Genomic DNA, 13645 nt, shown 5'->3' with positions numbered 1-13645 from the left:
GGCGACGGTTTTGAATCGTATAGGCCAGCCGGATCGATCGCAGAAACGCAAATATCTAACCAGTTGTTCAGATCATCCGATCAATGCCGGGCGTGTGCAGGCCGGCGAGCCGCGGCAGCGCCTGATCGAATGCCGCGCGATGCACGCGCGCGGCAACATCCATGTCGGCCAGCACGAGCCGCCTAATACTCAATCCCGAACTCGTCATAGAGACGGCGGAACACGGCGGGCAGCACTTCGGTGAGATCTTCCGCGATCAGGCCGGGGCCCGCCTCGCTCGCGCTCTCGCCGTGCATCCAGACGCCGATGCTGGCCGCCTCGAAGGCCGCGACGCCCTGGGCCAGGAAACCCGCGATGATGCCCGACAGCACGTCGCCGGCGCCGGCGGTGGCGAGCCACGGCGGCGCGTTGGCGGCGACAGTGGCGCGGCCGTCGGGAGACGCGATCACCGTGTCGGCGCCTTTCAGCAGCACCACCGCGCCGGAGCGCTCGGCCGCCGCGCGCACGCGCTCGAGCTTGGAGCGGCCGGGATGCTTGTTGGAAATATCGCTGAACAGCCGCGGAAACTCGCCCTCATGCGGCGTCAGCACCACCTGCTGACCGGCGCTTGACTTGATCGCCTCGAACAGCCGGTCCGGCGCGCCGGCAAAGCTGGTCAGTGCATCGGCGTCGAGCACCAGATGCCGCTGCGCCGACAGCGCGGTGTGGACGAAGTCACGGGTCCGCGCGCTGACCCCAGCGCCAGGACCGATCACGCAGGCATTGAGGCGCTTGTCGCCAAGCAACTCGGCGAACTGGATCGGGTTGTCGACCGCGCGCACCATCACCGCGGTCAGCGCCGCAGCGTTGACGGCAAGCGCATCGCGCGGCGAGGCCAGCGTCACGAGGCCGGCGCCGGCGCGCAGCGCGGCGCGCGCGGCGAGCCGTGCCGCCCCGGTCGAGGCGAGATCGCCCGACACCACGACGGCGTGCCCCCGCGCGTATTTGTGGCCGTCGATCCGCGGTACCGGAAACGACCATCGCCAGGCCTCCGGCGCATTCTCCGCGGTCAGCGGCTTGATCTCGTCGAGCACCTGCGCGGCGATACCGATGTCGGCGACGCGCACCCGGCCGCAATACATCCGGCCCGGCAGCAACAGATGCGCGGGCTTCTTGCGGAAGAAGGTGACGGTCTCGGTGGCCTGCACGGCCGTGCCCATCACCGCGCCCGATGTGCCGTTGATGCCGCTCGGCAGGTCGACCGCCAGCACCGGCGTACCGTTGGCATTGATCGCCGCGATCATCTCCAGCGGATCGCCCTTTACCGGCCGGTTGAGGCCGGCACCGAACAGCGCGTCGACGATCAGCGCCGGCTTGCCGAGCGCCTGCGGGTTGAACGGCAGCACCGGATATTTCCAGCCCTTCGCCGCCAGCGCCGCGTCGCCCTGCAGGCTGTCGCGCTCGCAGAGCAGGATCACCGAGACCTCGCGGCCGCGCGCGGCAAGCTCGGCGGCAGCGACAAAGCCGTCGCCGCCATTGTTGCCGCGGCCGGCGACCACCACGATCGGCCCCTCCTCGACCAGGTCCATCGCGGCTTCCGCGACGGCCTGGCCCGCGCTCATCATCAGCGCAAAGCCCGGCGTTCCGGCTGCGATGGTCAGCCGGTCAGCGCGCTCCATCTCGGTCGTGGTCAGAACGTCCATGCCGAATCCTCAATCGCTTCGCCTTTTCGAGAGGCAATTCCTGTGACGTTCGTGGGGTTTCTACTGGCCGACTGCATACGGATTGATCTATTTGCCTATTTGTTAGGCTTGGATATCATAGCCCATGTGGTTCGATATCAGCCGATTGCCTGTTAAAAGGCTGATAACATTCTGAAATCGGGGACCTTAACAACTTGGCATAGACCCTGCTTTTGAGGAAGCCGCGCGCAAGGCCGCTTCATGCGACCATTGCGCGTGTTTCCGGCCACCGGCCGGAAGCCTTAAGACCAACCAGACTGCGCCCCACGCGCATCGAACTCGACCCTGCAATCTGCAATGCCCGGGAGGCGCTCAGTGAAGAAGATTGAAGCCATCATCAAGCCCTTCAAGCTCGACGAGGTGAAAGAAGCGCTCCAGGAAGTCGGACTGCAAGGCATCACCGTCACCGAGGCCAAGGGATTTGGCCGCCAGAAGGGCCATGCCGAACTCTATCGCGGTGCGGAATACATCGTCGACTTCCTGCCCAAGGTGAAGATCGAGATCGTGATCGGCGACGACCTGGTCGAGAAGGCGATCGACGCGATCCGCCGCGCGGCGCAGACTGGCCGGATCGGCGACGGCAAGATTTTCGTCTCCAACATCGAGGAAGCCATCCGCATCCGGACCGGCGAATCCGGGCTGGACGCTATTTAAGGGCGGTGCTATCCGGATTTTCTGACGGCAAAAGAGAAAAAAGGCTGCTTCGGCAGCCTGATTTCGTTTGTGTAGTCACACGAACTCGCCAAAAGCGGGAATAACGTCGCTCTCCGCTGGAAACCGACCCGCACATCCATAAGGGGTATTCATGAAGACCGCCAAAGACGTCCTGAAATCGATCAAGGACAACGACGTCAAATACGTCGACCTGCGCTTCACCGATCCGCGCGGCAAGTGGCAGCACGTCACCTTCGACGTCAGCATGATCGACGATGACATCTTCGCCGAGGGAACGATGTTCGACGGCTCGTCGATCGCCGGCTGGAAGGCGATCAATGAATCCGACATGTGCCTGATGCCCGACCCGGTCACCGCGACGATCGACCCGTTCTTCGCCGAGACCACCATGGTCATCACGTGCGACGTGCTCGAGCCGACCACCGGCGAGCCCTACAACCGCGACCCCCGCGGCATCGCCAAGAAGGCCGAAGCGATGGTGAAGTCGATGGGCGTGGGCGACACCGTGTTCGTCGGCCCCGAGGCCGAGTTCTTCGTGTTCGACGACGTGCGCTATTCGGCCGAACCATACAACACCGGCTTCCGCCTCGACTCCTCCGAGCTGCCGATCAACTCGGCGACCGAATATGAGGGCGGCAACCTCGGCCACCGCATCCGCACCAAGGCCGGCTACTTCCCCGTGCCGCCACAGGACTCGGTGCAGGACATGCGCTCGGAGATGCTCGGCGCGATGGCCAAGATGGGCGTCAAGGTCGAGAAGCACCACCATGAAGTCGCTTCGGCCCAGCACGAGCTCGGCATGAAGTTCGACACGCTGACGCTGATGGCCGACCATATGCAGATCTACAAGTACTGCATCCACCAGGTCGCCCACATCTACGGCAAAACCGCCACCTTCATGCCGAAGCCGGTCTACGGCGACAACGGCTCGGGCATGCATGTGCATCAGTCCATCTGGAAGGACGGCAAGCCGACCTTCGCCGGCAACAAATACGCCGACCTGTCGGAGACCTGCCTGCACTACATCGGTGGCGTCATCAAGCACGCCAAGGCGATCAACGCCTTCACCAACCCGTCGACCAACTCCTACAAACGTCTGGTGCCGGGCTATGAAGCCCCCGTGCTGCTCGCCTACTCGGCGCGCAACCGCTCGGCGGCCTGCCGCATCCCCTACACCGCGAACCCGAAGGCCAAGCGCGTCGAGGTGCGTTTCCCCGACCCGATGGCCAACCCCTATCTCGGCTTCGCCGCGATGCTGATGGCCGGTCTTGACGGCATCAAGAACAAGATCGATCCGGGTCCGGCGATGGACAAGGACCTCTACGATCTGCCGAAGGAAGAGCTGAAGCAGATCCCGACCGTCTGCGGCTCGCTCCGCGAGGCGCTCGAGAGCCTCGACAAGGACCGCGCGTTCCTCAAGAACGGCGGCGTGTTCGACGACGACTTCATCGACGCCTATATCGAGCTGAAGATGACCGAGGTCGCGCGTTTCGAAATGACCCCGCACCCGGTGGAATTCGAGATGTACTACTCGCTGTAAATCTTACGGCACCGACGACAAGCGAAAGGCGCTTCCACCGGAAGCGCCTTTTGTTTTTGGGTGAGAACGGTGCGTAGGATGGGTAGAGCGAAGCGAAACCCATCGCACCGGTGCAAGCCTTGAGATGATGGGTTTCGCTTCGCTCTACCCATCCTACGCAGGACGGTTACACCTTCGCCTTGGCGAGCCGCCGTCCGCCGGCGTCGAGCGCGCCGAATTTGCCGGCGATCATGTCGGGCGTCGGGATCATGCCGCCGAGCGACCAGCTCGCCGGCTCGCCTTCCTCGATCTTGACCCAGACGTTGCGGCGGAAGTCCGGGTTGCCCTGCCCCTCGATCTCGACCATGAGATCGGTGACGCGCTCCAGCAGCGCCTGCTTCTGCGCGACATCGAAGATGCCGCGGACGGTGGAAATGGTGACGTAAGGCATGGTCTCTCTCCATTGCTGAGGGTGTGACAACGCAGCGAAGATGGACCGGCACGGCACAATCAGGCAGTGGCCGATCGGACAGAGATCGGGCAATATCTGCCACCGCCCGATTGCGCTGATCGGCTAGCATGACGGCAAATTCCGGAGGTCCCATGAAGCTTGCGATCCTCGCGCTGGAAGGCTGCATGCAATCGGCGGTCGCCGGCATCGCCGACATCCTCACCCTCGCCAACCACGTGATGCAGCTGCGCGGCGGCAAGGCGCGCTTCAGCTGGCAGACGCTCTCGCTCGACGGCAAGGCGGTGCGCGCCGGCGGCGGCAAGTTGCTCGCCGTCGATGGTGCGGTGGGCAGGCGGACGGCGTGCGACGCGATCATCGTGCCGGGCAGCCTGGTCGATCATCTCACCGCCGAGCGCCTGCAACCGCAATATGACCGTGCTGGCGCCTGGCTGCGCCGGCAGCATGCCAGCGGCCGGCTGATCGGTGCATTCTGCAGCGGCGTGCTGCTGCTCGCCAATGCCGGCCTGCTCGACGGCCGCCGCGCCACCATCACGTGGTGGCTGCAGAGCGAGCTGCGCCGCCGCCATCCCAAGGTCGATCTCGCCGGTGATGCCGTGATCACGCAGGCCGATCGCCTGGTCTGCGCCGCCGGCCCGATGTCGTGGGTCGATCTGTTGCTGCGGCTGATCGAGCTTGTCGAAGGCGCGGAGGTCGCAAAAATTTGCGCCGACTATGCGGTGATCGACACCGCGCAGCGCACCCAGGCGATCTTCATGCCGCTCGGCTACATGCTCGGCCAGGATCCGCTGCTGATCAAGGCGGACATGCTGGTGCGCCGCACCGGCAAGGCCCCGATCACGGTGCGCGGCCTCGCACACGCGCTCGGCCTCAGCGAACGCACGCTGAACCGCCGCTTCCGCGAACTGACCCACGAGCCGCCGCAGGCCTTCATCATGCGCCGCCGCGTCGAGCACGCCCGCACGCTATTGGAAACAACGGCGCAGCCGATCAAGGCGATCGCCCGCGCCACCGGCTATGAGGACGAGAGCAGCTTTCGAAAAGCCTTCCGCAAGCTCACGCTGACGTCGCCGCAGGCCTATCGCGCGCAGCGATCGATGCGCGCGGCCTGATCGCAGGAAGCCCGGAAGACTACGGTCAGCAACGCTGACGAACCTGATGACGTGATGCGAACCGCACACAAGGTTGTGTTTCCGGGATCGACAACGCCTGGGCTCGGGTGTTCACTGCCGGCAAGGACCCGAAAGCGGCTTCCGATAAAACACACATTCATTTTTCTGCATGGGGAGAAACGAGATGTCTTTCGTCGCTCGACGAATGGCGGCGCTTTCGACCGCCATCACCATTCTCGCTGTCTGTGCTGGCAGCGCATTGGCACAGAAGAAATACGACACCGGCGCAACCGATACCGAAATCAAGATCGGCAACATCATGCCGTATAGCGGGCCGGCATCCGCCTACGGCACCAGCGGCCGGGCCCAGGCGGCCTATTTCCGCAAGATCAACGCCGAGGGCGGCATCAATGGCCGCAAGATCAACTTCATCTCCTATGACGACAGCTACAGTCCGCCGAAGACGGTCGAGCAGGCGCGCAAGCTGGTCGAAGGCGACGAGGTCCTGCTGATCTTCGCCTCTCTCGGCACGGCATCCAACGGCGCGATTCAGAAATACATGAACGTGAAGAAGGTGCCGCAGCTGTTCATTCAGACCGGTGCCACCAAGTGGAACGATCCGCAAAGCTTCCCATGGACCATGGGCTGGCAGCCCAGCTATCAGAGCGAGGGACGGATCTACGCCAAGCACATATTGAAGGAAAAGCCGAACGGCAGGATCGCGGTCCTCTACCAGAACGACGATTATGGAAAGGACTATCTCAAGGGCCTGAAGGACGGCCTCGGCGACAAGGCGGCGTCGATGATGGTGATCGAGGATGCCTATGAGGTGGCCGAGCCGACGATCGACACGCACATCGTCAAGATGAAATCGATGAATGCCGACGTATTCGTCGACATCGCCACACCGAAATTCGCGGCGCAGGCCATCAAGAAGGCGGCCGAGATCGGCTGGAAACCGCTGCACATCCTCAACTCGGTAGGTTCCTCGCTCGGCGCCGTGATCCAGCCTGCCGGCTTCGAGAACGCACAAGGCATCATCTCGGTGGCCTACCTGATGGATCCGCTCGATCCGCAATGGAAGGACGATCCCGGCATGAAGGCGTTCGACGAATATCTCTCCAAATATTTCCCCGAAGGCAATCGGGCCGACAGCCTGATTATGACAGGGTACAATGCGGCTCAGACGCTGGTTCAGGTGCTTAAGCAGTGCGGCGACGATCTCACGCGCGCCAACGTCATGAAGCAGGCCGCCAACCTGAAGGCCTTCCGCACCACCAACCTGCTGCCCGGCATCACAATGAACACCAGCACGATCGATTTCGCGCCGATCAAGCAGATGCAGCTCAGACGACTCAAGGGCGAGCGATGGGAGCTGTTCGGGCCGATGCTCAGCGCGGAAGTGGGAGGTTAGCCGACCGCAGCCCCTCACTGCGCCGCCCGGCGGTCCGAGCGTTATCCGCGTCATTGCGAGGAGCTCGCGACAAAATTGCAAAGCAATTTTGCGCTGAAGCGACGAAGCAATCCATCTCTCCGCGTATCCGGAAAGATGGATTGCTTCGCTTCGCTCGCAATGACGCTAGTAGCCTTGGATCTGTAGGATGGGTAGAGCGCAGCGAAACCCATCATCTCGCCCCCTGCACAAGCGATGGGTTTCGCTTCGCTCTACCCATCCTACGGAGCTTGACCTACACCCGGAACAGCTTCGCGTACCTCGCCTTGATCTCCTCCGACTGCACCTGCACCTGGGCCGGATCGGCCTTGAGCATTTTCAGTTTGTCGAGCGGCACGTGACCGGCCTTCTCCTTCACCTTGGCGTGGAACGAGCGGTGCGCGAATTCGTCAGCCAACATCTGCTGGGTCTCGGCGCTGAAAAAATAGCTCTGGAACAGCCGCGCCGCATTCGGGTTCGGCGCGTTCTTGAAGATGCCGCTCGGGACGATGATCAGCGGCGCGCCCTCGGCGGGATAGACCACCTCGACCGGCTTGCCCTGATCCTTGGCCAGCACGAGGTTATAGTCGTTGCCGTCGGCCATCACCGCACGCTCGCCGAGCAGGATCTTCTTCGGCGGATCGGCCGCCGACTGCACCTGCATCACGCGCTGTTGCGAAAGCTTCTCCAAATACGGCCAGCCGAGGTCGCGCGCCAGCACGAAGGTCGCGGTCATGATCGCGCCGGAATAGCTCGGGTGGCCCTTGACGATCTTGCCGCGCCACTTGGGATCGAGCAGGTCGGCGTAGCTCTTCGGCGCCTCCTCGCGCTTCACCTGTTCGGTGTTGTAGCCGATTACCTCGAACCAGGCGCAGGATGTCGCCGAGGTGCCGTCGGGATCGATCTGGTCGGCCGGAAAATGCCTGGCGACGTCCTCCGGCACATAGGCCGCGAGCCAGTCGTTCTTCTTCCAGTCGAGGTAATGCGCGGGATCTGTGGAATTGGCGACGTCGACGGCGTTGATGCCGCTGCCCTGCTCCTGTGCGATGCGCTGGAAGATACGCTCCGCGCCCGAGCGCTCGACGCGGACGCTGATCCCGGGATATTTCTGCTCGAAGTCACGCGCGAGACGCTCGGCCGTGTTCAGCTCCAGCGCGCTGTAGAACGAGATCTTGCCTTCCTTCTTGGCGGCTGCGATCAGCTCCGGCGTCACGGCTTCCGCCGGCGGCGCCGCCGCGTGCAGCGGCTCCGCGAATACCATGCCGGCGGCGGTGGCCGCCGTCACCTTGAGCCAGTCGCGCCTCGACCATTTGCGGTCCTGCATTCCATACTCCCTGAAATCGGGCCGTTGACCGGCCGCGCCTTTGTCGCGGGAGCTTAGCGCGTAGGATGGGTAGAGCGAAGCGAAACCCATCAAATAGCGGCCGCATCAGGGATGATGGGTTTCGCGCAGTTTATCATCGGGCCGCGCTTGCGGACCCGTTGGCATCCAGGTCACGCCGCGGCTACGTCTTCGCGGGCGGATTCTCGCGCAGGAAGCGTTCGAGATCGGGCTGCACGGAATAAGGCTGCGGAACCGGATCGCCCTGAAAGTCGACCTGAAGATCAAGGCAGCGCCGCAGCATCCGCGCCAGCTCGCCGCGCCGATAGGGCTTGGTCAGCAGCGGAATGCCGTGGCCGCCACGCCCCTGCTGCGCGGGCAGCACGCCGTCACTGTAGCCCGAGGTGAACAGCACCCGCAGTGCCGGGCGCCCGGCCATCAGCGTCTCCGCCAATTGCCGGCCGTTCATGCTGCCGGGCATCACGATATCGGTGAACAGAAGGTCGAACGCGGTGCCGCGTTTGACGATCTCGAGCGCGGCGTCCGCGTTCGCCGCAACCAGAACGTGGTAGCCGAGGCTTTCGAGCTGGCCCGTGACATAGTCCCGGATCGTAGGATCGTCCTCGACGCACAGGATCGTCTCGTCGCCGCCCCTGACGGGCAGATCGTCCTCCTCCGCCGCGCGCTGTGCGGTGCCGTCGGCCTTCGGCAGATAGATCCTGAAGATGGTGCCGCGCCCCTGCTCGCTCTTGACCTCGATACCGCCGCCGCTTTGCTTGACGAAGCCGAACACCATGCTGAGCCCAAGCCCGGCGCCCTGCCCGACCTCCTTGGTGGAAAAGAACGGATCGAAGATCTTCTCTAGATGCGTCGGCGAAATGCCGGTGCCGGTATCGGTCACCTCGATCACGAGATGATCGCCGGCGCGCTCGACGCCGCACGCCACGGCGTCGGGAATCCCGAGCTGGATGTTGCGGGTCGCAAAGCTCAGCATGCCGCCGTCGGGCATGGCATCGCGCGCATTGATGGCGAGATTGACCAGCGCGGCACCAAGCTGGCTGCGGTCGACGAAGGCGAGCCAGGCGTTGCGGCCGAGCTCCGTCCTGATCTCGGTCTGCGAGCCGAGCGTCTGCGACAGCAGCCGGACCACCTCGCCGACCAGGTCGTTGACGTCGGTCTCGCCGGGCTGCAGCGGTTGCTTGCGCGCGAATGCCAGGAGGCTCGAGGTGAGCTGCGCGCCGCGATCGGCGGCATCGCTGATCAGCTTGGCGATCGCGGCGAGTTGCGGGTTGTCCTTGACGCCGTCGGCAAGGATCTCGATCGTGCCGGTGATCACGGTCAGCATGTTGTTGAAGTCGTGCGCGATGCCGCCGGTCAGCCGCCCCAGCGATTCCGACTTCTGGGCCTGGATCAACTGCTCCTCGGCGATCCGGCGCTGGCTGACGTCCCTGACAAAGGAATTGATGATCCAGCCGTCACCGCGGCGCAGCGCGTTGAGGGACACCTCGACATAGAACCGGTGACCGTCGCGGTGCAGGCACGCCGTTTCAAAGCGCATGCCCATGCCGCCGGCCGCGGTCTCCTGCAGGAAGCGGGTGATCCGCTGCCGGTGCGCGAGGCGCAGCTCCTCCGGAAACACCAGTTCGACCACCCGATAACCGACCGCCTCGGAGCGCGTCCAGCCGGTCAGCGCCTCGGCCTGCGGGCTCCAGTCGAGAATGACGCCGTCCTGGTCGGTCTGGACGAAGGCGTCGAGCGCGGTCCTGACGATGGCCTGCGCCATCTGCTCGCTTTCGACCAGCGCCTGGTGTGCCCGCCGCTGCGCGGTGACGTCATGCAGTACGGCGACCGCGCCCCGCAGATTGCCGGTATCGTCGCGCAGCGGCCGCGCGTTGACGACAAGGAAGACGGCCGGTTGCGGCGGTTGCGGTTTGACGATCAGCTCGAAATCGTCGACGTCATCGCCGCGCAGCGCACGCGCCATCGGCGTGTCCGGGATCGGCATCACGGTGGTGCCGTCGGCATAATAGTTCTGGAAGGTGCGAACGCCGGTCAGGGTATCAAAACCGGGTTCGACACTGTACAGCCGTCGCGCCGCGGCGTTGACGATCACGATCATCCCGTGCTCGTCGGCGACCACCACCGGATCGCGGATGCTCTCGACGGTCTTCTCCAGCAGGTGCTGCCTGCTGCCCAGCTGCGCCGACAATTCGGCAAGCGTCGCCGCGAGCTGAGCGGTCTCGCCGTCATCGCTTGAGCCGAGCGAGACCTGCTGGCCGCGCGACAGCGCCTCCGCCGCCCGCACCAGCTGGGCGGGCGTCCTGGACAGCGATCTCGCAATCACCTCAGCCGTCATCAATACCACCGCAACCGCGCCACCCGCGAGCAGAACGCCCGGCCAGGTCACGCCATGGATGAAGCCCAGCGCGAGCAGGAGCGCGGCGACGGGAAACAACATCCCCATCGCCAGACGGCCCGACAAATTCATCCCGACCAACCCCTCGTGTCGGCTGCACCCGAAAATGGAAAAGGAAAAGCAGTATTCGGAAAGGGGCGTCGGCGCCGGAGCAAATATCCCTGTTGCTTAGCCGAGTCCGGCGCCGCAATCCGCCACTTTCGTATCCGTATTAGTACGGAGGGAGGCCGATTCCGGCGCACGCGCAATACCGGAAGTATAGCTGCGACCTGTCGACCAGCGGTACATCTCGCCGGCAGCACAACTCAATATACCGAGAATTTGCAGGAGGGCCCCGGAGTACATGTTTGGCGCCGTGGTCAGCCGTCGGCCGAACGCGCCAGGCGGGATGCCGACATGGTCGCTCGCCAAACATGGAACACTCCCGCGTTTCAGGGTCCAGCCCAGCCCTCGCCGGCGCTTGGCGACGCTCTCAACGCCGACTTACGACACCTCGAAGTAACGTGCCTCGGCTGCGAGACGCATCGTGAGGCGGCCGAACAGGACCTCGATCCACGAGCTCGAGCGCCCCGTGGCAAGCGGTGTTCCCGATTGCGGACGAACAATATCTCGGCCAAAATCGTCGGGACAGTTCAGGAAGGATGAGCTTACAAAAAGAGAGACGATGTGACGTGCAGGCCGCATCCTCATCCCTCGTAGGCTTAAGCTGCAAATACCGATCTGGGTCCCGTTGAATGTTAGCGCGCCGAAGAGCGGATCTGCTCTCAAGGCGGGTGACCTTGCATTTGCTACGGAGCACAAAATGGATTCCATGCTGAATGACAGGGTCGCGGAAGGGCGGCTCGTGAGCTTGGAAGAGCAGCTTTCGAACCTCGCGCGCGAAGCAGGAGTCAGCCCTTCCGGCCCGCCGACCGGCAAGAAAGCGTTTCACGCGCCGCTAGAAGCGGTTCATCGATTGGCGGATTGGCGCCACCTGGCCATTGTCGGTTCCGTGCTGGCAGCATGCATTGGTGGCGCTGCTTGGTGGTGGTCGTCACCCAGCGATACGGCGATGGTGGCCTCCCCTGGCCACTCCTCACCTCCTGCGCAAACCCCGCCGAAGGACGCCGCGCCGAAAGACGTTGCGCCGACTGCCGCCGCACTTTCTTCCGACTTGGCGCAGCAGCTTCAACCGATGGCGCGCGATCTCGCTGCCTTGAGGCAAGCGGTCGAACAGCTTGAGGTGAGGCAAGAACAATTGGTCCGCGACCATAAAAATGTCGCAAGCCAACTCGAGGCGAGCCAAGCAGAAATGGCACGCAGCAAAGATATCATCGACCAGATCAAGGCGACCCAGGATCAGATGGCTCGCGAAAGCGAGACGGTCACCGAGCGGCTCAACGCAAGCCAGGACCAGCTGGCCGGTGTCATTGCCAACGCCGCAGAGCCGAAGGTGAGCCCCGAACAGCCAAAGGTAAGCCCCGAACAGCCAACGGTAGCCCCGGAAATACCACTGCCGCGTCCGCGGCCGTCGACCGATGTTGCCCAGGCGCGCAAACCGGCGCCAACCCCGACGCGGCCGCACGCCACCAGCAAACCGCAACCGCCGGCATGGCCATGGTCAGTGCGCTAATGCCGTGACGTGCTGCTTCCTGCGTGCCGTCGACGCGGCAACGGCCGATACCTGCACTTTGCGATCAATGAAGCAACACGAAGAGGCCGCTGGCGCTGGTCAGCGGCCTCTTGAACCTGATCTTAAATGAACGTCTTGGTGGTAAAATCTTTGCCTCAGGTCCGCCGTTATTAGACTGGGAATTTGCCACACAGTGAAGCCCCAACAGGTACGATGCTCAACGGAACTCTTGTGACGTTGCGGGGACAACACACTTTGCGTTCGTGACGCCCTGAGTGGACGATCCACTCGCCTGCCGCTCGGCTCGCATGGATTGGCAAAGGAAAGCTCCACGTCTTTCATTGCTTCCCGAACCGAGGTGCCACAAACCGACCCGACGGACAGACGACGCCACACATTCGGTGTCGTCCCTGCGAAAGCAGGGACCCAACCACCGATGGTCATTGTTGAGCAGTGCTGCAATGACGAGCCCCTCCACAACAACCGCTGCGGAGCATGGGTCCCTTGCTTTCGCAAGACGACAGCGCGTCGTCGTCGTCGTGATTAACGGACAGGGACGGAGGCGGTGAAACCGTCCTACGCCGCCCGCCGCCGTTCGCGCAGCGCGTCGCCGAAGGCTTCGAACAGCGCGCGGTTGATCGGATTGCGCTGCGGATCGTATTCGGCGTGCCACTGCACACCCAGCGCAAAACCCGGCGCATCGGCGATGCGGATCGCCTCGATGGTGCCGTCCTCGGCGATGCCCTCGATCACGACGCGCTTGCCGGGCTCGAGGATGCCCTGGCCGTGCAGCGAATTGACTCGAATGGTCTCCCGGCCGAGGATTTTTGCGAACGCGCCGCCCGGCGTCAGCGCGACGTCATGACGGTCGGCGAACACAACGGTCGGGTCAGGATGGATCTCGCCGTTCTCCAGCCGCGGCATCCGGTGGTTCATGCGGCCCGGAATCTCGCGGATCTCCGGATGCAGCGAGCCGCCGAAGGCGACGTTCATCTCCTGCAGGCCGCGGCAGATGCCGAAGATCGGCACACCGCGCGCGACGCAGGCTTCCGACAGCGCCAGCGCAACGTCGTCGCGGTGGATGTCGTAGGGCTCGTGGGCGGCGCAAGGTTCGGTATTGAAGCGGGTCGGATGAACATTGGCGCGGGCCCCGGTCAGCACCACCCCATCGACCACGTCGAGCAAGGCGCCGACCTCGGTGATTTCGGGGCTGCCGGCGAACATCAGCGGCACCGCGCCCGACACCTCGGCAACCGCGCGAAGGTTGCGCTCCCCGACCATCTGGACTGTGAAACGATTTTCGATGCGATGGGCGTTTCCGATCACGCCGACCACGGGCCGTCTCATTATTGAAGTCTCGCGCAATGA

The 13645-nt window shown here is 63.9% G+C and carries 11 protein-coding genes; 5 read left to right on the top strand and 6 right to left on the bottom strand.

Translation table 11 applies throughout. The annotated features are described in order from the left end of the window. Positions 1–67: 67 nt before the first annotated feature. Together ACVIYL_RS30930 and ACVIYL_RS30925 are read right to left on the bottom strand one after the other, a co-directional pair. Entirely contained in the window at positions 68–193 is a 126-nt protein-coding gene (locus ACVIYL_RS30930) for a hypothetical protein (RefSeq protein WP_309145028.1), read from the bottom strand. Next, complete coding sequence (locus ACVIYL_RS30925) at positions 183–1682, bottom strand: NAD(P)H-hydrate dehydratase (protein ID WP_253608436.1); 1500 nt, start codon at positions 1680–1682, stop codon at positions 183–185. The genes ACVIYL_RS30930 and ACVIYL_RS30925 overlap by 11 nt, the downstream gene beginning before the upstream one ends. 354 nt (positions 1683–2036) lie before the next feature. On the opposite strand from ACVIYL_RS30925, the gene ACVIYL_RS30920 reads away from it, so the two are divergent. Both ACVIYL_RS30920 and glnA read left to right on the top strand, forming a co-directional pair. Then, positions 2037–2375 carry a P-II family nitrogen regulator gene (locus tag ACVIYL_RS30920; protein WP_011441447.1) on the top strand — a complete coding sequence of 113 codons (339 nt, stop codon included), beginning with the start codon at positions 2037–2039 and terminating at the stop codon, positions 2373–2375. 151 nt (positions 2376–2526) lie between these two features. Further along, positions 2527–3936 carry a type I glutamate--ammonia ligase gene (gene glnA, locus ACVIYL_RS30915; protein ID WP_028333940.1) on the top strand — a complete coding sequence of 470 codons (1410 nt, stop codon included), beginning with the start codon at positions 2527–2529 and terminating at the stop codon, positions 3934–3936. A 166-nt stretch (positions 3937–4102) separates the two neighbouring features. Here the strand turns inward: glnA and ACVIYL_RS30910 are convergent, their stop codons facing one another. After that, entirely contained in the window at positions 4103–4366 is a 264-nt protein-coding gene (locus tag ACVIYL_RS30910; protein ID WP_168855915.1) for a tautomerase family protein, read from the bottom strand. Positions 4367–4518: 152 nt separating this feature from the next. Here ACVIYL_RS30910 and ACVIYL_RS30905 point away from each other — a divergent pair, with 152 nt between their 5' ends. Both ACVIYL_RS30905 and ACVIYL_RS30900 read left to right on the top strand, forming a co-directional pair. Next, positions 4519–5496 carry a GlxA family transcriptional regulator gene (locus tag ACVIYL_RS30905; RefSeq protein ID WP_253608435.1) on the top strand — a complete coding sequence of 326 codons (978 nt, stop codon included), beginning with the start codon at positions 4519–4521 and terminating at the stop codon, positions 5494–5496. Between the two features lie 184 nt (positions 5497–5680). Next, positions 5681–6910 carry an ABC transporter substrate-binding protein gene (locus ACVIYL_RS30900; protein WP_253608434.1) on the top strand — a complete coding sequence of 410 codons (1230 nt, stop codon included), beginning with the start codon at positions 5681–5683 and terminating at the stop codon, positions 6908–6910. A gap of 274 nt (positions 6911–7184) precedes the next feature. Here the strand turns inward: ACVIYL_RS30900 and ACVIYL_RS30895 are convergent, their stop codons facing one another. After that, positions 7185–8252, bottom strand: a complete 1068-nt coding sequence (locus tag ACVIYL_RS30895) for an ABC transporter substrate-binding protein (RefSeq protein ID WP_253608433.1) — start codon at positions 8250–8252, stop codon at positions 7185–7187. Positions 8253–8433: 181 nt separating this feature from the next. Continuing rightward, positions 8434–10737, bottom strand: coding sequence for a PAS domain S-box protein (locus ACVIYL_RS30890; RefSeq protein WP_253608432.1), 2304 nt, complete (start codon positions 10735–10737; stop codon positions 8434–8436). Positions 10738–11467: 730 nt separating this feature from the next. On the opposite strand from ACVIYL_RS30890, the gene ACVIYL_RS30885 reads away from it, so the two are divergent. After that, positions 11468–12277 (top strand): hypothetical protein, encoded by an 810-nt coding sequence (locus ACVIYL_RS30885; RefSeq protein WP_229192711.1) that lies wholly within the window; start codon positions 11468–11470, stop codon positions 12275–12277. Positions 12278–12853: 576 nt separating this feature from the next. Here the strand turns inward: ACVIYL_RS30885 and ACVIYL_RS30880 are convergent. Next, positions 12854–13624: a gamma-glutamyl-gamma-aminobutyrate hydrolase family protein gene (locus ACVIYL_RS30880; protein WP_021079122.1), complete on the bottom strand. Its 771-nt coding sequence runs from the start codon at positions 13622–13624 to the stop codon at positions 12854–12856. Positions 13625–13645 lie beyond the last annotated feature (21 nt).

It is taken from the genome of Bradyrhizobium sp. USDA 3315, assembly GCF_054056795.1.
The sequence above is the reverse complement of the archived record's forward strand: the minus strand, read 5'-3'. Positions and strand labels throughout refer to the sequence as shown.